The sequence below is a fragment of the Candidatus Litorirhabdus singularis genome, from assembly GCF_026262625.1.
GTDB classification, from domain to species: Bacteria; Pseudomonadota; Gammaproteobacteria; order Pseudomonadales; family Halieaceae; genus Litorirhabdus; species Litorirhabdus singularis.
Window position 1 is genome coordinate 597,743 of record NZ_SHNN01000002.1, and the last position, 21,377, is coordinate 619,119.

A 21,377-nucleotide genomic window follows, 5' to 3' on the forward strand; every position below is an offset into this window, starting at 1 on the left:
AAATGACGGTATTTGAAACAAAGTACGGGCAGACCATCAACGCAATACCAGTGTATCTCGCCACCGCGTGCGACTGTCGCCTGCCGTAAATGAAATACCCCAGTCCTATAGAACCGAACAATAGGGCCCAGAGTATGGTTGCCGTATCCATGTGCTTTTGCAGTCCACCTTGCGCGCCATTGACCACAACATAGTGTCAGGTTTTTTTACATTGTGCGCCTCATTTCACACTTGGAGAATCGTAAGTCTTTGATTTAACTGGGTTGGCATGATTCATGCATAATGTAAAGCCAAGGGGAAAGACTAACGTTTTTCCTTAGTCTTGCTGGCGTCAATACTCACCAGCTTAAGATTCCGCCCAGGAAATGACTACGCTGGGTCAGATATGACCCAGTTACAGCAGCAGGAGCAACATCAATGGAAATAAGAAAGCACAAAACAATTCAGGCACTTACCCTGGCAGTGTCGCTAGGTTTTGCCGCAGCCAGCGCACAAGCTGCTACCGTCTCTTACACAGGTTCAACGGGTATTTCAGACGTTTCGGCTAGCTCACTGGATCTGGAACAGTTTGACGCCAGTCTGGGCACACTCACTGGCATCGCTATTGACTGGGACATGGGTTTTTCAGGCGCGTTTTTCGCGATTCGGTTCTCTCAAGACGGTACAGCATCCGGAGAGAATTCGTTTATAGCCAGCACCGCAATTACCACTGCTGCACCAGCCGGCGCAGCTGGACCCGCGCTCAACGCTAGTGCGGGAGTCGCGTTTGACGTCAATGTGCCTGAGGATTATCAGCAAAACTACTCGGGTGAAACCTCTGACTCACAGAGCTTCGGCCCTCTGGCTGCGTTCGTGGGTAACGGGCTGGTTAGTTATGACTTTTGGGGCATGGCTAGCGCTACTTCGACTGTAAGCAATGGCGTATTTTCAGGTATTGATACACACCGCTATCAAGTAGACGCAGAGATCACCTACACCTACTCTCCAGTACCGCTGCCTGCGGCTGCTTGGTTGTTTGGTTCAGCTCTGCTTGGCCTTGCCGGTGTGGCACGACGTAGAAAGTCATAAGCATACCCGGAGGTCTCCTCCAGAAAACCCGCCATGTGCGGGTTTTTTTATGCCTGTTAGTTGGTTGGATTCTAGTACTGGATGATGGGTGCTTTTCTGGTCCAGGTGTCGTCCGCCAACATGTGCAACATGGCGTGAGCGCAATCTGAAAACGATATTTTGGACAAGCCACTATAGGCGTTGAACCCAAGGCGATACTTCTCAGTCCTTTTACCTTCATTCATTTGCAGAGGCCGAATACCAATCCAGTCCAGGTCGAAAGTGTTCTCTAGTAGCCTGAGCTGGTTCTCTTTATCAGAGTGCCTATGCTTGAGAAAAACCTCAGCGTACCACCGTACGAATTTGGACCCCCATGTAATCACATCATCGCTCAGGATATTACTGCCGCCTCCGCACCAAACCAACTTCGAAATATCGTACTGGCGCATTGCGTCGATTATATTTTTGGTGGCATCAGTGCAGAGATTCTGAGGTGAGGTTTTTTCATCCACGCCGATGGCGAAAAGAATAGCATCGGTGCCATCTGAAACCGCCTCCAGCACGTCGCCAGCTACCAGTGCATCGCCCTGCACTATCGTCAATCTATTGCGTACAGAATCCGGGAGCTTCTGTGGATCGCGCACGAGGACAGTAACTTCATGGCCCACTTCCAGACATTGGAGCAAACATTGCCGCCCCAAACCGCCCGTAGCACCGAACAAGGTAATTTTCATATAAGCAGTTCTCCTTACGGCTACCCCGCTACTGCAGCGGACGACTTAATCCATGGGCCGTAAACTTCAGACGCAATAATTGTTGCCCGGTCGGCTCATGGAATTTTTCCTCCAGGTGCTCAAACCCATACCTTGAATAAAACCTACGACCAACAGTATTCGCTTTAAAAACCTCTACTTCCAAATTGCCATGCATAGACTGGGCTTTATCCATTAGTGCCTTACCGATACCTTTGCCATGGTAATCGGGATGAAGAAATATTGCGCCTACCTCATTTCCCATGAGTGCGATAAAACCCCTAACTACACCGTTTACCTCAACTACCCACGTATCTGTATTCGGAAGATAGATATCGGCCGTGTTCTTGCGCTCCTGTGCTATGAATTCGTCCGTCATGAATTTATGGGCGAGTCGTGTTGCCAGCTCCCAGGTTTCAAGAACTGATTCTAGATCTGCTTGCCTATACTGTCTTATTTCCAAAAAGCCTTACCTATTACAGATGAAGCAATGATACGAAGCAAACAGGCGAGTCACTTAGTGGCGTATTAGAGCCTGTTACATACAGTCTTTACAGCACACCAGATTCCGTTTGGTTAAGGTAAATAAAAGTTGGCTGCTTTACACCCAACTCATCTCGAATTTTCTGGACTTCCGCTGACTCAAAAAAGGATCTGGCTTGGGCATGCGACTGCCAACCTGAAAAGTGAACCACTCGATTGGCGTCACCTTGATATTGCAGCACTTGATAGTTGACCTCACCTGCCGCCTTCCTCAAATCGGCAGCATGATCAAAACCACGTTTCCATTCAGCGTAGTTTTCTACTTCGTGAGTTATTAGCACATAGTCCATTCTGAATTCCCTTAAGACACTATCCCAAGACCAACTGTTCGAGCGCCCAGAGCTACGGCGGGGCTTCTCTTTTGCGGCAACCCAGGGCGCTGCCAACTTGGAATGCTAGGTTTCTGGGTGCCCGATTGCCTTCCTGAAGCCCGCTTTATCAGCAGGTGAGATCATTATCTTTTTCCCCGCGCCATACTCCAATTCAATGCGATCCAATGACAACGCTGGACTTGAAAGCAGGTTGCGCGTTTCCCGGACCGAGGATATGGACGAGATTTGAATAGTCCAGAAAAATGGTCCACTACGAACTGAGATACTCTGGTCAGCAACAACGTACTTTGTAGATGCCAGAATCCATAGTGGCAGCCCAGCACCAAGGGCAAGAATCAGTAATCCGGTCATTACACCATCGCCTTGCTGAGTAGCTGTGTAGGCTGCAATAAGACAGGCAATGGCTGAACCTGCCAATACGAGCAAGAGCCATGTGTCGATTTTGGACTTATAAATTTCCATAAATGTAAGCTCCTGAAGATTTTAACTCGAAAGAGACAGCCGCCTGTTAGTGATACCTTATAGGATTTTCCTGAAATCAACACTCACCCTCTATCAGGATCTCAATAATATCTACATGCAGGCAACTCTTGATCTCTAACCAACTTTTCTTAGTGTCAGTTCGGTTTTAAACCGCGTTGTTTCTGTCAGAATTGTCAACTTTAAGCGTCGCTGAGGCTACGTTGTCGTTCGATACCAGCAAAACTCGATCCGTTGGCGTAGAGAAAGTGTCATGAGAGATTGTGTCGTTCAAGACATCCTGAGCAACGAACTGGATTAGAAACCGAAGAATGAGAGCTACCGGCGACTGGGCGATACGCCCCCGCGATCTGTACCTGGTGTGAACCGAGCAATCATTCCGTACGACTTCGAAATAACGTAAACACGAATTTATGCGGTTTTTATAGTGGTGCCCGAGGCCGGAATTGAACCGGCACGACCGTTAAGTCGGGAGATTTTAAGTCTCCTGTGTCTACCAATTTCACCACCCGGGCAGTACTTAGGCTATGAAAGCGGCGGCATAATATCACAAGCTTTGCGGGCACTGAAAGCTTCTCTACAACAGTGCTACACTGCCGCTTGCTGATTAGGGAAAATAATAATTATGGCAAGCGCTCGCGGAGAATTTGGCTCTCGGTTTGGATTTATCATGGCCGCTGCCGGCAGTGCAGTGGGCCTGGGCAATATTTGGGGTTTCCCGACGCAGGCAGCTAGCAACGGCGGCGCTGCATTTTTACTCGTTTATCTAGTATTGGCCTTCTGTCTCGCCTACCCGGTATTGATGGCCGAGCTGATTATTGGCCGCCACGCGCACTCCAACGCGGTCAGCGCCCTGCAAAAAATTGCCCCTGGAGCACGCAGCCGCCGTCTGGGTACCACCACTGGCGTGGTCGGCTTTATTACCGCCAGCTTCATTCTCAGTTTTTATGCGGTTATAGCCGGCTGGATGATGGCCCACTGTTTGGCCGCAGCGGCTAACTTGCTAGGCGCACCAGACATCGCTGCCTGGCTGGTCAATATGGGTACGACACGTAATATTCTGTTTATGGCTCTGTTTATGGGCCTGACTGTCGGCATCATTAATGGCGGGGTTCACGACGGCATTGAGCGCTGGTCCAGTCGTTTGATGCCTGTGTTGCTGGTGACCATGGTACTACTGGTGGTGTATGTGTTGACGCTGGACGGGGCGATGGAGGGGCTAAAAGTTTACCTGCTGCCCGACTTCAGTGCGGCTATCAGCCCACAACTAATCGTTAAGGCACTGGGTGCAGCGTTTTTCTCACTCTCACTGGGTGTGGGCACTATGCTCGTCTATGGCTCCTATGTCTCGGACAAGGAGAATCTTCCTGTGCTGGGCGGTCTGGTCACTTTGATTGATATCGGTATTGCGGTGCTGGCCGGATTTTTGGTGTTACCCGCTATGTATGTGGCACAGCACAGTGGCGTAGAGATCTTCAACAGTGCTGGTGCCCTGATTTCTGAAGATACCCTAATATTTACGGTGCTACCGGCGTTATTCGATACCATGGGCATAGCCGGAGTGGTGGTCAGTTTTGCCTTTTTCGCGCTGATGAGCATCGCCGCCCTCACCTCCTCCATTTCTATGTTAGAGGTTCCCGTTGCCTATACCATTGAGTCACAGGGCTGGACCCGTCATCGCGCGGTGCTCCTCATTGGCTTTGCCATTGGGGTGATGAGCCTGATTATCTTACTCAACTTTGACACGCTGTTCGGCTTGGTAGTCAGTGTAACTACCCGCTATTCTCAGCCCTTACTTGGGTTCATGTATTGCCTGTTCTGCGGCTGGCTTTGGCATCGCGACAGCATCCTGCAGGAGCTCAAGAATGGCGCTCCTGATGTGGAAAGTGGCTTCTTCTGGAAAATCTGGCCCGGTTACATTCGGTATGTATGCCCCGCCGTTATCATGATTATCTTTCTGCAGGCTATTTTCGGATAGGGAGAGCGCCAGTGAATACATTGCAGCGACGTCAATTTTTACTGCGACTTGCCATTCTGGGCAGCGCTACTGCACTGCCTTCGCAGCTGCTGGCCTCTATTACCAGTGCCAAACCTCAACGCAGCGCTTTTGACGAGGACACCACGGCAACCATGGTGCTGGAGGGAATCGATCTCAGCGGTAAGACCTACGCCATTACCGGCGCGAATTCGGGGTTGGGTTACGAAACGATGAGGGTGCTAACCCAGCACGGGGCGCGCGTCATTGCTATAGCTCGCTCTCAAAAGAAAGCTGAGCAGGCCGTGGCCAGTATTAGCGGTGACGCCATACCGGCTGTGCTCGACCTGGGCAAGTTCGACACCATTGTCGACTGCGCGCAGTCCATTCGCCAACTGAACACGCCTTTAGACGGGCTTATCTGCAACGCTGGCATCATGGCACTGCCCCAACGGGAACTACTGTACGGCATAGAAAAACAGTTTGTGGTCAATCATCTGGGACATTTCATACTCATTAACCAGCTGCAGGAACAGGTGGTAGCCGCACCTGCGGGCCGTTTTGTGATCCTCAGCAGCCTGGCCCACCAACGCGCGCCTGCAACAGGCATTCAGTTTGATGATCTGGCACTGGAAAAGTCTGAATACGATGCCTGGGGCGCCTATGGCCACTCCAAACTGGCCAACGCGCTGTGCTCCCGCGAGCTGGCAAGGCGCTTAAACGGCACTTCGGCAACTTCCAACAGTGTGCACCCCGGAGTCATCAATACTAATCTGGGGCGTCATCTGCCCTGGTACATGCGCGTTGGAGGCGCCATGTTTGGATGGACCTTCATGAAAACTGTTGAACAGGGCGCTGCCACCCAAACCTACGTGGCAGCACACCCTCAAATGAAAGGCATTAACGGTTACTATTTTGCTGACTGCAATATCGACCCAGGTGAAACTCCCTCGATGCAGGATGACGCCATGGCCAGCCAACTATGGGAAGTCTCCGAGCGTCTGACCCGCGAATGGCTGCCAAGTAAGACAGCTTAAGGCCGTGCGGAATCGCTTCAGTCAATGTGAACTGGTTCACAACTTTACCTTCTAAGTGTCGGTTTTTTTTACAGTTTTTCGATTCTATCAACCTGTATCGACGGCCCCGGCCTTGAGTTACGTGGTGTTTGAGCGATTGGCATGATGCTTGCTACTTCTATTCCCATAGACACAGTAATTTGTAGGGAACAGGATCATGCTCATAAGCCCACATACCAAAATGTACGCTATCGCCATTGTTCTCGCCGTGATGTCCTGGGACTCACGAGCTGACGTTATGAGCGCACCTATCCTGCACAGCACTGACTATACGATTAGCGTTGTTGAACGGTAGCAGCGCCGCTTTCAGCTACAGCAAACGTACACAGCACACCGGAACGGCAGATAATTTACTGATCGAATTTGGGGGTTCAACAATTTTCTACTACACTTGCTTTTGTAATCTCACAGAGAGGTAAAGCAAGTGAACGCCCCCATGCTCGGAGAAGACAGCAGCTGGCTATATTGGGCAAGCGGTTGTCTCGCTGGTGTCGGCTGTATGCTGATGACCGTATCACTTTTAGGGCTCGCATTCTTGTAAGAGGGCTAAACCCCTCCTGCGCGAAGCAGCCTCACTCTTCTGGCGTATTTGCGCCACCGGCCTCCTCGGTCAGCACGCCTGAAAACTAGCAATCACTCGATACATTAAGCACTCCCGCCAAGGCAAGACCTGACTAACCCTTATGGGTCACACGCGTTTCTGAGAGTCGTCTATAGTTAAGTGATGACAAAAACAGAATATAACCGGAAACTGTTTCAGCTAACCCACGTCTATAAGCAGGCGCGACGCAATCACGATGAACGGGCGGTGATGAGCGCACTGGCGGCGGTTAACAGCCATTGCCAACAGCGTAGACAGCGTCCGGCAAGCGTATAAACTGGGGCCCTGCAGCTGAAGACGCTACAGGGGGAAGTTGGAGGCTCGGGTCGGAATCGAACCGGCGTACACGGAGTTGCAGTCCGCTGCATGACCACTCTGCCACCGAGCCATCGATGCGAGGCGGCCTATTCTAGGGTGTTGCTGGAATCTGTCAAGGAATTACGCGCAACTTACTGAAAAACAGCTATTTTTGCTCTTCTTCAAGCACTTTCCATGCCGCTTTAAGGTAGACCATCATTGACCACAGGGTGAGTGCTGCTGCGGCATAGATCATCAAGTACGCTACATTCAGCATCCAGCCCTCTGCGGACGCGGGGTCAAGCGCTAGTAACGCCACTATCGCCACCATCTGCACAAAGGTCTTCACCTTGCCAATATAGGATACGGCAACGCTGGTGCGCTCGCCCAGCTCAGCCATCCACTCGCGCAGCGCTGATATGACAATCTCACGACCAATAATCACACAGGCTGCCAGGGTCAATAATTTGTTTTCATGCAGTTCCACCAATAGCACCAGCGCCACAGCAACCATCAGTTTGTCTGCTACTGGGTCCAGAAAGGCGCCAAACTCGGTCATCTGCGCCAGCTTGCGCGCCAGGTAACCGTCAAACCAGTCAGTTATCGCCGCGATGCCAAAAAGACCTGAGGCCACCAGATAGTGATTCTCAAACGGCCAGTAAAACACCAGCACCAGCACCGGTATCATAGCTACCCGGGTCACGGTCAGGGTATTGGGAATATTCATACTCATGGTCAGTCCCTGTGTAGCTGTCCGTAAATTTCGCGGGCTATCTTTTCATTAATACCGGGGACTTTCATCAATTCGTCAAGGCTTGCCCGCTGCACGCCCTGTATCCCGCCAAAATGTCGCAATAGCTCGCGGCGTCGCTTAGCGCCGACGCCACTGATTTGATCCAGCACCGAGCTCTGGCGTTTCTTGTCCCGCTTGGCCCGGTGACCGGTAATCGCAAAGCGGTGCGACTCGTCCCTGATATGTTGTATCAGGTGCAAGCCTACGTTGTCACCTGGCAATTGCAATTCGCGGCCGCTATCGCCGATGATCAAGGTTTCAAACCCGGCTTTGCGTGTCACTCCCTTTGCCACACCGATGACTTTGACCTGGTCGATCTTGAGATCGGCCAGTACAGTCATGGCCTGCTGCACCTGCCCCTTACCCCCATCTATAAACAAGATGTCCGGGCATGCCCCCTCTCCAGCTTTCAGGCGCTTGTAGCGACGCTCTAGCGCCTGCTGCATAGCCGCATAATCGTCGCCGGGCGTTATCCCCTCAATATTAAATTTACGATAGTCAGACTTACGTGGACCGTTTTGATCGAACACCACACAAGATGCCACCGTGGCCTCACCTGAACTATGACTGATATCAAAACACTCCATGCGCTCGGGTGCCTTGGGCAAATCGAGACTGGTCTGCAGCACTTTGATGCGCTGTTGTGCGGTCTTGCGGGCTGACAATTCCGATTGCAGGTTCTCGGCAGCGGTTTGACGTGCCAGCTGCAACCACTTGGCCCGAGCCTCGCGCACACGTGTCTTCAGCGATAGCTTACGCCCGGCTCGCTCCGACAATACCTCTTCAAGCGCAGCTGCATCAGCGATTTTCTCACCCAGCACAATTTCTTTGGGCAGTTCCCGTTCTGAGCCCAGGTAGTACTGCGTCAGAAAGGCACTCAATACCTCGGCCGGTGTTGTATCCAGACGCAGCGGCGGAAAGTAGCTGCGACTGCCAAGCACCCTGCCGGCACGCACAAACAATACCTGCACACAGGCCTTGCCCGCCTCGACAATGGCGCACACGATATCCAGGTCACCCGCAGCACCTTCGATACCCTGCGTCGCCTGTACCTGCTGCAACTGCGACAACTGATCACGTAGCTGGGCAGCCTGTTCAAATTCCAGCTTGGCTGAAGCCTGTTCCATCGAGTCAGCCAGACGTTTCATCAATTGTTGCGAACGCCCGTTCAGGAACAGCACGGTATTTTCAACTTGAGTGCCGTATTCATCCGGCGTTACCAGGTTCACGCAAGGCGCGGTGCAGCGGCCAATCTGATGCTGCAGGCAGGGACGCGAGCGATTGCGGAAATAGCTGTCTTCACACTGCCGCACCTGAAACACTTTCTGCAAAAAATGCAGGCTATCGCGCACTGCGCCGGCGCTGGGAAAAGGGCCGAAGTAGCGCCCCTTAACGCGTTTAGTGCCTCTATGGAGGGCCAGTCGCGGGAAATCCTCATTTTCCGTCAACAGAATATAGGGAAAGGATTTGTCGTCACGCAGCAATATATTGTAAGGCGGTTTATGTTGTTTGATCAGGCTGTGCTCCAGCAACAGAGCATCGGTCTCGGTGCTGGTAACTGTTACCTGAACATTGGTAATTTTAGCGACCATGGCCATAGTCTTCGCTTCCAGCGCGGAGGCACGAAAGTAACTGGACACACGACTTTTGAGATTCTTGGCCTTGCCGATATATAACAGCGAACCATCAGCCGCATACATCTGGTAGATACCCGAGCGAGTGGTTAAGGAGCGCAGAAAAGACTCATACTCAAACCCCGCTCTGGTTTTTGCCACGCCAGTGTCAGACACACTTTCCGTCTCAGATGCAGGCGTGGCCGCATCACGGTGTTCCACTGACTCTGTTATGTCCGGGTCAATCATCTCGGCTGAGCCTTGTTTGCTTAACCATAGTTACGGGGTTCCTGTTCCAGCAGGATACCAAAACGCTCTGCCACTGCGGACTGAATACGTGCGGCAAACCGTCGTACCGTTGTCGCAGATTGCTTATCCGGGTTTATCACAACCAGTGCATGGCGGCCGTGGACGCGCACCGGTTCTGACTGCAACGTCTTAAAACCACACGCTTCAATCAGCCAGGCCGCCGGCACGCTGGCACCAGCGGCACGCGCATAATGCGGCAGCTGCGGAAACTTGATCAATAGCGCTTCCAGCTCCGCCTCAGTCAGCTGCGGGTTCTTGAAAAAGCTCCCCACATTGGGCACCCGTGCCGGGTCCGGCAGTTTACTGGTGCGAATTGCCAATACCGCATTGAAGACGTCCAGCGGCGTCGGCGAGACCAACCCGTGCTCGGCGCAGTATGCAGCCAGTGCCGGGTAGCTTACGTCAGGTTCAGCCTGACGCGGAAGTTTAAAAACAACGGTTTCAATCAGCAGCTGATCACTTAGATCGCGCTTAAAAACACTGTCGCGGTAGCCAAAAGCACATTCGTCACGGCTTAGTTGCAGACCCTCACCGGTATTCAGGTCGCGTGCCAATACCCGTTCGATAAACCCACCCACCTCGGCACCGTAGGCGCCAATGTTCTGAATCGGGGCGGCGCCAACACTCCCCGGTATCAACGCCAGGTTCTCCAAACCGGCCCAACCCTGGCTAATACTCCAGTGCACAAACTGATGCCAATTTTCACCGCCAGCCACCGCTACGGTGACACTGCTCTCATCTTCTAACAAAATTTCACGGCCCTGGCACAACTGATGCAGAACGAGGCCCGGCAGCCGTTCGCCTAGTACCACATTACTACCTCCTCCCAGCACCAGTAAGGGCTCTTGATGCTGTCGGGCAAATTGCCATGCAGCTGCAAAATCCTTGGCCTCGCGCAGGGGGGCGTACCACTGCGCCCGACTCGGAGTCGCCAGAGTATTGAAAGCTTGCAGGTCAATATTTGCTTGCACAGACATCGCTCAGGCAGCCCTGTGGCAGCAGGTGGTCACAACAGGTCAACTCGCCAACAAACGGCGTACATGCTCGAGGTCCGCCTCGGTATCAACGCCGGGCGGCACCTCTGCACAGGCGTTTTCAACGTGAATGCGCACGCCATTAGCCAGTGCCCGTAGTTGCTCCAGACTTTCCAATTGCTCCAGTGCTGCCGGGGGCCACTGCACAAAGCGGTGTAAGAAGGCGACGCGATAGGCATAAATACCCAGGTGGCGCGCTCCGCTTACCTGTGCGTCGAGTTCTGGCTGACCGTCCGCGAAAGCATCACGGTCCCAGGGTATCGCAGCGCGACTAAAGTACAGGGCCAACTGCTGTGTATCCGCCACCACTTTGACAATATTGGGATTAAATAACTCAGCGGCACTGTGCAGCGGCTCTGACAGAGTGGCGATACCCGCCTCGCTGTTTGCCGCCAGATTGCTGGCTACCTGGTTGATCACCGCTGGCGGAATCAGAGGTTCGTCACCCTGCACATTGACCACAATCTCCTCGTCTGCGAGTTGCAGCTGGCGTGCCACCTCTTCGATACGGTCAGTTCCTGAAGGATGATCGGCACGGGTCAGGCAGGTGTCGGCACCAAAGCCACGAGCGACTTCGACAATGCGTGCATCATCGGTTGCCACAACCACACGTGTAGCAGCACTCTCGCAAGCCTGCTCATAAACACGCTGTACCATCGGCTTGCCGGCTATATCTGCCAGCGGCTTACCCGGCAATCGACTGGACCCAAAGCGGGCCGGAATGACGACAGTAAAACTCATGGCTTGGCTCCGTTCAGCAAATCTCGCGGCTAGTCGCGCGGCGTAATAGTGGTAATACTCAGACGGATAAACCCCAGTTGACCCGCGGCGTCCATGGCTCTAACCACCGCTTCGTGGGGCGTCTGGGCATCCGCTGTAATTACCATAGGCAGCGACGTATCACCCTGCGACAACTGGCGAATAGCAGCCATCAGAGTATTGCGATCATTATCCGCCAGGCTTCGTGCATTGATACTGTACTGACCTGCCTCGCTGATCATAATTTCAATGTGCTCCGGCAGCTCAGGGTTAGGGCTGCCGACGGCTTCTGGAAGATCAATAGTGAGGTGTGTTTCTTTGGTGAAGCTGGTGCTAACCATAAAAAATATCAACAACAAAAACACCACATCAATCAGCGGTGTCAGATTTACATTAACCTCTTCAAGCTGTTGGCGACGAAATTTCAAACGCCCGACTCTTCCTTGGCAGTCGCGGCGGCGTCATTGTGCAAGGCATCTACCAGCTTGATCGTCTGCTGCTCCAGATCGATCACTATAGAGTCAATACGACCGACGAAATAGCGATGCATAATCAGGCTGGGGATAGCTACGGCCAGCCCCGCGGCGGTAGTCACCAGAGCTTCGGAGATACCTCCAGCCAAAGCCGAGGCATTGCCGGTGCCCTGCGCCATGATCTCGGTAAACACCTTAATCATGCCTACCACTGTTCCCAACAAGCCCAACAGCGGCGTTACTGCGGCTATGGTCCCCAGTGGATTAAGATAGCGTTCGAGCCGGTGTACAACATGCGCGGCCGCCTCTTCGATACTTTCTTTCATGACATCGCGCCCGTGGTGCGCATTGCCAAGCCCAGCTGCGAGAATTTCTCCCAACGAAGATGAGGTGCGCAAGGTGCGCAGTTTCTGGGCGTCCAATTCATTATTCTTCAACTGCCGCCAGACCAGCGCCAACAAATGCGGCGGCGAAATCTTCTTCGGGTTGAGGGTTACCAACCGTTCTACGCAGATCGCCAGCGCGGCTACAGAACAAAGCAGAATCGGCAGCATCAACCACCCTCCCGCTGTTACCAGCTCAAGCACACTCTACTCCCATCTCTGCATTCTAAAGACGACATTATAGGCGCAAGCTGGGTTGATAAAAACGACCTAGTACCAATCTAATGCCAATAATAACGCTGTTGTTCACGCCAACCGGCGGCGTGCTGCAATCGGCCTTCTCGCACCTTAAACTCGAGCGCGCCCTGCTGTGCTGTATTCCACAAGCGGGCCCCTCGCCGTCGGTAACGCGCAGCCACCTCCGGTCTGGGGTGACCAAAGCGGTTGAGGTAGCCACTGGCGAAGACCACTTCAGAGGGCTTCAGCGTGCTTACAAATGGCCCGGAAGATGAACTCAGACTGCCATGATGCGGCGCAATCAGCAGATCTACCTCCAGCGACCCCTGGGCCCGGCCAATCAACTCCAGCTCAGCACCCTGCTCTATATCACCCGGCAACATGACCCGAAAGTCGCCATGCTCCACCAATAACACACAGGAGCGATTGTTGCGTTTGAGGTAAGTCCCAAGCGGATCCGGGTGCAATTGTGTCAACCGTAACTGGCCTAGCGCTAACGTGGCTCCCGCACCACATCCTTGGTCCGGCATACCGGCCGCCACCGGGTCGCCCAACCAGATTCGCTGCACTGGTAATGCCGCTCTCACTGAGTCCAGGCCGCTGGCGTGATCATTGTCTGCATGACTGATTACCAGTAGGTCAAGACTTTCAATACCTTGCGCGTACAAGTACGGCAGAATCACTGCAGTTGCCATATTGGGTCCAGCCGGATCTCCGGCCCCGGTGTCATACAGCACCGTGTGGCTAGCAGTGCGCAGCACCACCGCAAGGCCCTGTCCGACATCAAGCACATTGACCACTAAGGTATCTGCCGGCACTGCGGGGCGATAAGGGACCAACAACGGCAATAATAACGGCACGGCTAGCCAGCGCCAGCGCAGGGGTGCAGGCAGTAAGCACAACAACAGCGCAGATAAAGCCAACAACAGGCTGGCGGGTGTCGGGTGATAGGCGAGCCAAGGCTGAATTGCGCCCTCTTTCAGCCACTCCCCCAACCACAGCAGCCCGCGCAGCGGTAAGGCCGCTATCTGCCAACAAACCACGGCGCCGCCCGGTAGCACCGGCAACAACGCCACGCCCGCCAAGCCCAAGGGTGCCACCAGCAGTCCAACCACGGGTATGGCGACCAGATTAGCTACCGGGGCCGCCCAACTGCTGCCGCCAAACCACAGGCTGCTAAGCAAACCAGTCACAGTGGAGAGGCACAATTGTAGATACAGGAGCTGTCGCCAGCCGCGAATATCGGGGCGCAACAGTAACAACCCGGCAATGGCCAGCACCGCACCAAACGACATCCAGAAGCCTGCGTTATGAGTAGCCAGGGGCTGCATGAGCATAACCAGTAACAGGGCCCAACTGATGCTATAGCGCCAGCCAAAGCGACGCCGGAGCAACCATCCGGCCTGAATCAGTCCCAACATCACCAGAGCTCGAGTCGTCGGTAGAGCAAAACCCGCCAGCGCACTGTAGCTGGTGGCAATAAAAATAGCCCCCAAATGTCCTGCAACGCTAGCCTGACGCAATAGCCCAAGCAACAACAGACCGCGGCCCAACTGCAGTCCCAGCCAGAAGCCCAATGCCGCCATCATGCCCACGTGCAAACCCGACACTACCACTAAATGATTGAGTCCCAGATGTTGTAGAAGCAGCCAATCTGAGTGAGCGATGGCGCCCCGCTGACCGACAGTTATCGCAGCCAACAGGGCTGTAACACGCAGCTCCAGGCCACTGTTTTCCAACGCCTCCAGTATTCGCTGGCGTACAAACTGATGGGGATTCGGCCACGGCTGGGCACTGGCCAGCGCGACCAGACCACGACTACGGATAGAGCCCGTAGCAGCTATTTTGTGCTGCGCCAGCCAACTCTGGTAATTGAAACTGTCAGGATTCGACAAGCCCCAGGGGCGTTTCAGACGCGCCTCCAGCTGCCAGCGTTCACCGGCTGTAAAGCGTTGTTCACCGTAGAAGCTCAACAATACCCGACTACCCGCTGACAGACAGTCGCTACGCTCAGCGTTACAGACCTCAGATAAGACTTCGCCGATAAAGCGCTGACGCCAACGCGGACCAGGTAATTCACGTCGTTGCGGAGGTTCCAATACCCGCACCTGCAATGCCAATACGGTGCCTTCCAGAACAGACGGCAGCCGTTCATGTAACAGCTGGTGACCCCACAGACTACTGAAACTTGCCCCACAGGATAATCCGACGACAAACAGAACCTGGCTTTGCCAGCGTCGCACGCGCGCCGCCCACAGCGCCCCTAATAACGCCAGCGCTATGCCTGCGAGAATCGCGGTCAAAGAAGGCAGGGCCGGCCACCAGCCGACCCCAAAACCTCCCACCACTGTACCAATCATCCATGAATACATGTAAAGTAGCCGCCTTTATCCTTGGCTACTTTCAGTCAAGCACAGGACTCCCGATACCGCCAGCGAACCATGCCTAAACGTACCTTCAGGCGCATTACCCCGTCCCCGACCCGGCTCCGGAGGATCTCGGGTTTGCATCTGCTCGGCGATTGGATCTATCAGCCCAACCTGTGGCACATCAATCGACATTCCTCTGCAGCAGCTTTTTTTGTCGGCTTGTTTATTGCCTTCATGCCCGTACCGGGGCAGATGATTTTTGCAGCGCTAGCGGCTATCTGGTTACGTGCCAACCTGCCACTGTCGGTAGCGCTGTGCTGGATCACTAACCCGCTAACCATTGGCCCCATATTTTTTCTTGCGTATAAACTGGGCGCGGTGGTCTTAGATATGACACCTCAGCCAATTGAGTTTGAACTGTCCTGGCAGTGGATCAACAACGGGCTGTTAAAGGTGTGGCAGCCGTTCCTGCTAGGCTGCCTGCTCTGCGGTACCTTCTTTGGCTGTCTGGGGTATTTTCTGGTCAGCGTTATCTGGCGCTGGGACGTGGTGAGACGTTGGGAAATACGCAAGGAGCAACGCGCGCGGCGCCTCGCGGAGGCTACTCGTGACGTAGAGCTTCGGCAGGCGCCAAACGAGCCGCCCGACGCGCAGGGTAAATAGCCGCAAAAAAGCACATGGTAATCGTCACCACGTTGATCACCAGGATGTCCTGCCAACGCGGATCTGATGGCAGTCGCGACACCGGATACACGTCGGTGGTTAAAAACTGGATACCCAGTACCGATTCCAGTCCTTCCACCAAGTCGCTGATACCGTAACTAAGCCCCAGCCCCAGAAGAGTCCCCAGCGCGGTTCCCAACAGTGCAATCAGCAAGCCCTGGCACAGAAAGATAATGGTAATACTGCCAGGGGTCGCGCCCTGTGCACGTAATATGGCAATGTCGGCCTGCTTATCGATCACCACCAACACCAGCGAAGACACCACATTGAAGGCGGCTATTGCGATAATCGACAGCAGCAGCACCACAATAAGATTACGAGACAGCTGAATAGCGGCATACAGATTGCCATGGGTAAACGTCCAGTCATTCGCGTAAAAGCCGGCGGGAAGATTTTCCAATAGTTCCCAACCAATTCGCTGTGCCGCAAACAAGTCCGACACCTGCAGATGAAAGCCATCCACCGCTGGCGGGGCGGTCCGCCCCAGCAGCTTGCCCGCTAAGCCAAGATGAACAAAAGCCGCCGCCTGATCCAGCTCAGTACCACTATCGAGCAGACCACTGATAACAACATGGTGATTACGAGTACCCGCCGCACTCCGGGTAGGACCCGGCACAATCAACGACAGCCGATCACCCACAGTGGCTTGTAGACGACGCGCCAGCTCAACGCCCAAAATAATTCCATTGGGGCTGCCTGCAAATGCTTCCAGATGCCGGGTGCTAATAGCACGCTGCAGAACCCCCAGCCGCCGTTCAGCACCCAGATCAATGCCTGTAGCCAGCGCGGTCTCAATGCCAGTGCGGTAAACCAGTAGGCCCTGGAATTGTATATACGGGGCGGCACCGTTCACCTGGGGATGCTGTTCCATTAAATCCAGAGTCTGCTGCCAATCGGCGATAGGTTGATAAGACTTCACCGTTAGCTGCGGTACCAGACCCAAAATGCGTTCACGCATTTCCCGGTCAAAGCCGTTCATCACCGACAGAACAACAATCAATAAGGTAATAGCCAGCACAATACCGGCAATCGACAGCAGCGACAAAAAACTGCTTAAGTCAGCTCCACGCCGAGTGAACGTGTAGCGCGCGGCCATTGCCAGCAGATTGGCAGTTCTCACGCAGAGCCCTTGCGCTGCAATACGCCGGCTGACAACTCCCAGATTTGATCCATATGCGCAGCAATCAGTGGATCATGAGTCACAATAATGAAACTGGTGTTACTGCTCACCATTAACTCATCAATCAGTGCCAGCACCTGGTTGGCCGAGGTTGGGTCGAGATTACCCGTAGGCTCATCCATCAATACGCAAGCTGGCTCCGTGACCAATGCCCTGGCTATGGCTACCCGCTGCCGCTCGCCGCCGGACAGTTGTGCCGGGCGATGCTGCAAACGAGTGTCTAGCCCGACCCGCGCCAGCATCGCGCTTGCACGGGCGTTTGCAGCTTGGCGCGATTCACCGCCAATCAGCAGCGGCATGGCGACATTTTCCAATGCGGTGAATTCTGGTAGCAAATGATGAAACTGATACACGAAACCCAGGCTGCGGTTGCGCAGTTTGCAGCGCTGCGCCTCACTGAGCCCACTCATATCCTGCCCTAGCATCGTTACCGCCCCGCTACTGGGAATGTCCAAACCACCCAACAAATTGAGGAGTGTTGACTTGCCCGAGCCCGAAGCGCCAATAATGGCCAGTCGTGCTGCACTCGGCAGTTCAAAATTAATGCCGCGCAGTACCTCAACTTCCAAGCCTGCGTCACGGTAAGTCCGCCCGAGGTCAATACACTGCAGTACCGTAGTTGGTTCAGCCATAACGCAACACCTCCGCAGGAGCAATACGCGTAGCACGCCAAGCCGGCACTAACGTAGCCAGTAGACTCAGCAACAAAGCGCTGCCAACAATCAGCAGCACATCCCGCCACTGCAAGTCCGCTGGCAGGTTGCTGATAAAATACACTTGCGGGTCAAACACCTTGAAGCCAAACAACTGCTCCAATAACGCCACCGCCTCGCTAATATTGAGTGCCAGCAACACGCCCACCAGCGCTCCAACTGCGACGCCTACGCTCGCCAGCACCAACCCCTGCGCCATAAAAATCGCCATCACACTGCGCGCGCTGATCCCCATGGTGCGCAGCACGGCTATGTCACCGCGCTTTTCGGTTATGGCCATGGTCAAGGTAGACACAATATTGAAAGCCGCTACCGCTACTACGCTCATCAGCAGCACCGTGATCATAGTTTTTTCCATGCGTACGGCACTGAACAGACTGCGCTGGGTCTGCTCCCAGTCACGTACCTGAAAACCTGGACCCAGTTCCTCAGCGATATCTCGTGACAGCCGTGGTGCCGCATAGAGATCCGCAAACTGCAGCCGCAGCCCATGCACAGCATCTCCCAGAGACAACAGTTTTTGTCCGGCGCCTAAAGCTATATAAGCGCGGTTGCTGTCCAACTGCGCACCAACACTAAATACACCAACAACCTCAAAACGCTTGGTACGAGGGTAGGCACCCAATGGGGTGAGAGTCAGCCTGGGTACCGTGACCTCAACGCTGTCACCCAGATTGAGACCCAAGCCGCGAGCCAGCAGACTCCCCAACACAATGCCGTAGCGCTGCTCTTCGAGTGCCGAAAACTTCCCTGCCAACATATTGTCGGCTACTGCCGAGACTGCAGATTCCAAGCGTGGGTCAATGGCTACCAGTTGGGCGCCCGCCACCTGTCGCTGACTGGCTAGCAGCACTTTGGTTTCAATAAAAGGAGCGAATCCAACAATAGAGGGATTCTCTTGCAGTGTGTCGGTGAGTTCTGACCAAGCCTCTAGATCACCGGTCTCAGCGCGTATTTCAGCGTGTGAAACCAGAGTCAGTATACGATCGCGAAGTTCACCGCCAAACCCGTTCATCACCGACAGCACCACTATCAAACTGGCGACGCCAATCGCCATCCCTAACAATGAAACCATAGAAACGACGCCGATAAAGCGAGTGCGCTGACGTGAAAAACTGTAGCGAGTGCCAATATAAAGCGGTAGCTGTCGCTGCCAAAACCGCACTGGTTAATCCCGGTTTTTATCTGCCGAGTAAAACAGCTCAGAGGCAGCTGAATCAGAGCGAGTTTGCTCCTCGCACACCTGAGGGTTGCCGCCGCAAATATCGCAAGACGTATCCAGGCCAATAGCCCCCATACCACCGCAGGAGCCCTTGATAGGCTTATTACTGAAGATTACGCCAACCGCCATGCTCGCAACGACCAGGAGGAAGAACAGGAAAGTGAATACAAATGTCATCATCCGCGCATATTACTGTAAATAGTGTTCGATTGCTGGCGTTTTACGCACAACGATTTCTGTTCCTGCTGCTATCACCAGATAAGCTGCAAGCCCCTGCTGAGTTGCAATACGCAGCGCATGTTCTGGGCCTAGCACCGTAAGCGCAGTAGCCCAAGCATCAGCGAGTGTGACCTGTGGATGCACCACTGTCACCGAAACCAGTTCATGCTGCACGGGCCACCCGGTGCGCGGGTCCAGACTATGGGAATACTGCACTCCGTCGACCTCAAAAAAGTTTCGATAGTTGCCAGAGGTGGCTATACCGGCACTAGACAGCGCCAGAATCGCCAGCGGAGCGCCTCCACCAATGCGCGGTTGTTCGATGGCAATACGCCAGGCCTCACCGCGCGGATTAACACCCAGAACCCGCACCTCACCGCCAATTTCCACCATGTAGTCAGTGATACCCCGGCGGTTAAGTAACTCAGCCAACTGGTCTACGGCATAACCTTTGGCGATTGAAGAAAAGTCCAGCTGCAAGGCGCCAGTCTTAAGCAGCCGCATACCCTGCTCATCGACCTCGACTTGCTGCTCTCCGACTTGCTCCAGCAAGCGTGCTATGGCGTCGTCGTCGGGCACAGTATCGCCCATCTGCGGACCAAAGCCCCACAGGTCTACCAAGGGCGCAATGCTCACATCGTAGGCACCCTCACTGGCGTCCGTCACTGACCGCGCTACGAGAAATACCTGGATAAACTCTGCACTGACCGAATGCCACTCACCGCTTGCGGCACGATTGAAGCGGCTAATTTCTGAATTCTCACGATACGTCGACATGCTGGCATTGATCTGCTCCAGTCGCGTCTCGATGTCGCTACGCAGAATATCAGTGTCCGCCACCGTATCTTGACGGGTGATTGTGACGTGATAGCTGGTACCCATGGTGGGCCCCGCCAGCTGCAACGGTAGCTCAGATTGTCCACAGCCATTGAGTAGCAGCACAGCGCCAACGAAAAAGGCCAGCAACATGTGCTGGCCTTGGCGTCGATTGTGAAGCGGGTTATCCACCAAAGTCATCAAGCATAATATTCTCGGGTTCAACACCCAGATCGGCCAACATAGAGATGACCGCTGCGTTCATCATGGGCGGACCGCACATGTAGTATTCACAGTCCTCTGGCGCTGGGTGATCTTTCAAATACTGTTCGAAAAGCACGTTGTGGATAAAGCCGGTCAGGCCATCCCAGTTATCCTCGGGCTGCGGATCTGACAGTGCGACATGCCAGTCAAAGTTGTCATTTTCCGCCGCCAGCGTGTCGTAATCCTCTACGTAAAACATCTCGCGCAGTGACCGCGCCCCATACCAAAAGGACATTTTACGTGTGGAATTGATACGACGCAGTTGGTCAAATATGTGTGAGCGCATGGGAGCCATGCCAGCACCACCACCGATAAACACCATCTCTGCCTCAGTGTCCTTGGCAAAGAATTCGCCGAATGGACCGTAGACCTTAACCTTGTCACCGGGCTTGAGATTAAACGTCCAGGAAGACATTTGCCCACAGGGAATGCCGGTACTACCCGGGGGTGGTGTCGCAATACGTATATTGAATTTGACCACGCCCTTCTCTTCCGGGAAGTTTGCCATGGAGTAGGCGCGAATCACTGTCTCATCGACCTTCGAACTCAGGTCAAAGAATTTAAATCGCTCCCAATCACCGCGATACTCTTCGTCGATATCAAAGTCTTTGTACTGTACTTCGTGAGGCGGACACTCCAGCTGTACATAACCACCCGCGCGAAAGTCTACGTTTTCGCCATCAGGCAATTTCAGCACGAGCTCTTTGATGAAGGTTGCAACATTAGAGTTGGACTCTACGGTGCATTCCCACTGCTTGACGCCGAATACTTCCTCGGGCACTACCACAGTCATGTTTTCTTTGACTGGGGTCTGACAAGACAAACGCCAGCCATCCGCAGCATCACGCCGTGTAAAATGAGATTCTTCGGTAGGCAACATGGCGCCACCACCCTCAGTGACGATGCACTTACATTGCGCACAAGTACCACCACCACCGCAGGCTGATGCCAAAAACAGATCGTTGGCGGCTAGCGTCTGCAGCAATTTGCCGCCGGCTGGCACCACTATCTCTTTTTCACCATTGACACTAATGGTGACGTTGCCTGAGGTCACCATGCGCGACCGGGCCAACAAAATCACCGCTACCAGAGTGAGAACTATGGCGGTAAACATCACCACGCCAAGACTAACTGTCAAAATCATAACTGCCTATCCGTTTACAGGTC

22 protein-coding genes and 2 tRNA genes are annotated in these 21,377 nt (G+C 53.9%); 5 read left to right on the forward strand and 19 right to left on the reverse strand.

Translation table 11 applies throughout. The annotated features are described in order from the left end of the window. Window positions 1-417 precede the first annotated feature (417 nt). Window positions 418-1,068 (forward strand): choice-of-anchor E domain-containing protein, encoded by a 651-nt coding sequence (locus EYC98_RS11045; protein WP_279245401.1) that lies wholly within the window; start codon window positions 418-420, stop codon window positions 1,066-1,068. Between the two features lie 71 nt (window positions 1,069-1,139). On the opposite strand, the gene EYC98_RS11050 is transcribed toward EYC98_RS11045, so the two are convergent. From EYC98_RS11050 to EYC98_RS11070, 5 genes are all read right to left on the reverse strand, one after another. Beyond that, window positions 1,140-1,781, reverse strand: coding sequence for an NAD(P)-dependent oxidoreductase (locus EYC98_RS11050; protein WP_279245402.1), 642 nt, complete (start codon window positions 1,779-1,781; stop codon window positions 1,140-1,142). A 28-nt stretch (window positions 1,782-1,809) separates the two neighbouring features. After that, window positions 1,810-2,262 (reverse strand): GNAT family N-acetyltransferase, encoded by a 453-nt coding sequence (locus EYC98_RS11055; protein ID WP_279245403.1) that lies wholly within the window; start codon window positions 2,260-2,262, stop codon window positions 1,810-1,812. A gap of 88 nt (window positions 2,263-2,350) precedes the next feature. Further along, window positions 2,351-2,632, reverse strand: a complete 282-nt coding sequence (locus tag EYC98_RS11060; protein WP_279245404.1) for a hypothetical protein — start codon at window positions 2,630-2,632, stop codon at window positions 2,351-2,353. A 105-nt stretch (window positions 2,633-2,737) separates the two neighbouring features. Next, window positions 2,738-3,136, reverse strand: coding sequence for a PH domain-containing protein (locus tag EYC98_RS11065; protein WP_279245405.1), 399 nt, complete (start codon window positions 3,134-3,136; stop codon window positions 2,738-2,740). A gap of 446 nt (window positions 3,137-3,582) precedes the next feature. Beyond that, window positions 3,583-3,669: transfer RNA gene (locus EYC98_RS11070), tRNA-Leu, on the reverse strand. Window positions 3,670-3,779: 110 nt separating this feature from the next. Here EYC98_RS11070 and EYC98_RS11075 point away from each other — a divergent pair. The 3 genes from EYC98_RS11075 (at window position 3,780) to EYC98_RS11085 (ending at window position 6,500) form a co-directional block, all read left to right on the forward strand. Further along, window positions 3,780-5,132: a sodium-dependent transporter gene (locus tag EYC98_RS11075; protein WP_279245406.1), complete on the forward strand. Its 1,353-nt coding sequence runs from the start codon at window positions 3,780-3,782 to the stop codon at window positions 5,130-5,132. An 11-nt stretch (window positions 5,133-5,143) separates the two neighbouring features. Beyond that, complete coding sequence (locus tag EYC98_RS11080; protein WP_279245407.1) at window positions 5,144-6,166, forward strand: SDR family NAD(P)-dependent oxidoreductase; 1,023 nt, start codon at window positions 5,144-5,146, stop codon at window positions 6,164-6,166. A 196-nt stretch (window positions 6,167-6,362) separates the two neighbouring features. Continuing rightward, the gene (locus EYC98_RS11085) at window positions 6,363-6,500 is read left to right on the forward strand and encodes a hypothetical protein (protein WP_279245408.1); all 138 of its coding nucleotides are present in this window, start codon (window positions 6,363-6,365) and stop codon (window positions 6,498-6,500) included. Between the two features lie 620 nt (window positions 6,501-7,120). Here EYC98_RS11085 and EYC98_RS11090 read toward each other — a convergent pair. The 8 genes from EYC98_RS11090 to EYC98_RS11125 form a co-directional block, all read right to left on the reverse strand. Then, window positions 7,121-7,194: transfer RNA gene (locus EYC98_RS11090), tRNA-Cys, on the reverse strand. Between the two features lie 75 nt (window positions 7,195-7,269). Continuing rightward, on the reverse strand, window positions 7,270-7,830 hold the full coding sequence (gene pgsA, locus EYC98_RS11095; RefSeq protein ID WP_279246073.1) for a CDP-diacylglycerol--glycerol-3-phosphate 3-phosphatidyltransferase: 561 nt from the start codon (window positions 7,828-7,830) through the stop codon (window positions 7,270-7,272). 8 nt (window positions 7,831-7,838) lie between these two features. Then, a complete protein-coding gene (uvrC, locus tag EYC98_RS11100) occupies window positions 7,839-9,758 on the reverse strand; it encodes an excinuclease ABC subunit UvrC (protein ID WP_279245409.1) in 1,920 nt (639 codons plus the stop codon). A gap of 20 nt (window positions 9,759-9,778) precedes the next feature. After that, window positions 9,779-10,789 carry a UDP-N-acetylmuramate dehydrogenase gene (murB, locus tag EYC98_RS11105; RefSeq protein ID WP_279245410.1) on the reverse strand — a complete coding sequence of 337 codons (1,011 nt, stop codon included), beginning with the start codon at window positions 10,787-10,789 and terminating at the stop codon, window positions 9,779-9,781. Window positions 10,790-10,834: 45 nt separating this feature from the next. Then, on the reverse strand, window positions 10,835-11,593 hold the full coding sequence (gene kdsB / locus EYC98_RS11110; protein ID WP_279245411.1) for a 3-deoxy-manno-octulosonate cytidylyltransferase: 759 nt from the start codon (window positions 11,591-11,593) through the stop codon (window positions 10,835-10,837). Between the two features lie 29 nt (window positions 11,594-11,622). Continuing rightward, the gene (locus tag EYC98_RS11115) at window positions 11,623-12,039 is read right to left on the reverse strand and encodes an ExbD/TolR family protein (protein WP_279245412.1); all 417 of its coding nucleotides are present in this window, start codon (window positions 12,037-12,039) and stop codon (window positions 11,623-11,625) included. Continuing rightward, entirely contained in the window at window positions 12,036-12,671 is a 636-nt protein-coding gene (locus tag EYC98_RS11120) for a MotA/TolQ/ExbB proton channel family protein (protein ID WP_279245413.1), read from the reverse strand. Before EYC98_RS11120 ends, EYC98_RS11115 begins: the two co-directional genes overlap by 4 nt. 77 nt (window positions 12,672-12,748) lie before the next feature. Beyond that, the gene (locus EYC98_RS11125) at window positions 12,749-15,076 is read right to left on the reverse strand and encodes a DNA internalization-related competence protein ComEC/Rec2 (RefSeq protein ID WP_279245414.1); all 2,328 of its coding nucleotides are present in this window, start codon (window positions 15,074-15,076) and stop codon (window positions 12,749-12,751) included. A 132-nt stretch (window positions 15,077-15,208) separates the two neighbouring features. On the opposite strand from EYC98_RS11125, the gene EYC98_RS11130 reads away from it, so the two are divergent. Further along, window positions 15,209-15,736, forward strand: coding sequence for a DUF2062 domain-containing protein (locus EYC98_RS11130; RefSeq protein ID WP_320415552.1), 528 nt, complete (start codon window positions 15,209-15,211; stop codon window positions 15,734-15,736). Here the strand turns inward: EYC98_RS11130 and EYC98_RS11135 are convergent. Genes EYC98_RS11135 through nqrF form a run of 6 tightly spaced genes read right to left on the reverse strand, consistent with a single transcriptional unit; the run spans window position 15,675 to window position 21,354 of the window. Next, entirely contained in the window at window positions 15,675-16,916 is a 1,242-nt protein-coding gene (locus tag EYC98_RS11135) for a lipoprotein-releasing ABC transporter permease subunit (protein WP_279245416.1), read from the reverse strand. The two genes, EYC98_RS11130 and EYC98_RS11135, sit on opposite strands and share 62 nt — an antisense overlap. After that, window positions 16,913-17,608: an ABC transporter ATP-binding protein gene (locus EYC98_RS11140; protein WP_279245417.1), complete on the reverse strand. Its 696-nt coding sequence runs from the start codon at window positions 17,606-17,608 to the stop codon at window positions 16,913-16,915. Before EYC98_RS11140 ends, EYC98_RS11135 begins: the two co-directional genes overlap by 4 nt. Continuing rightward, window positions 17,601-18,854 carry a lipoprotein-releasing ABC transporter permease subunit gene (locus EYC98_RS11145; protein ID WP_279245418.1) on the reverse strand — a complete coding sequence of 418 codons (1,254 nt, stop codon included), beginning with the start codon at window positions 18,852-18,854 and terminating at the stop codon, window positions 17,601-17,603. Before EYC98_RS11145 ends, EYC98_RS11140 begins: the two co-directional genes overlap by 8 nt. A 3-nt stretch (window positions 18,855-18,857) precedes the next feature. Beyond that, window positions 18,858-19,091: a (Na+)-NQR maturation NqrM gene (gene nqrM, locus EYC98_RS11150; RefSeq protein WP_279245419.1), complete on the reverse strand. Its 234-nt coding sequence runs from the start codon at window positions 19,089-19,091 to the stop codon at window positions 18,858-18,860. A gap of 9 nt (window positions 19,092-19,100) precedes the next feature. Further along, on the reverse strand, window positions 19,101-20,147 hold the full coding sequence (locus EYC98_RS11155) for an FAD:protein FMN transferase (RefSeq protein WP_279245420.1): 1,047 nt from the start codon (window positions 20,145-20,147) through the stop codon (window positions 19,101-19,103). Next, entirely contained in the window at window positions 20,131-21,354 is a 1,224-nt protein-coding gene (nqrF, locus tag EYC98_RS11160) for an NADH:ubiquinone reductase (Na(+)-transporting) subunit F (protein ID WP_279245421.1), read from the reverse strand. Before nqrF ends, EYC98_RS11155 begins: the two co-directional genes overlap by 17 nt. Window positions 21,355-21,377: the final 23 nt, after the last annotated feature.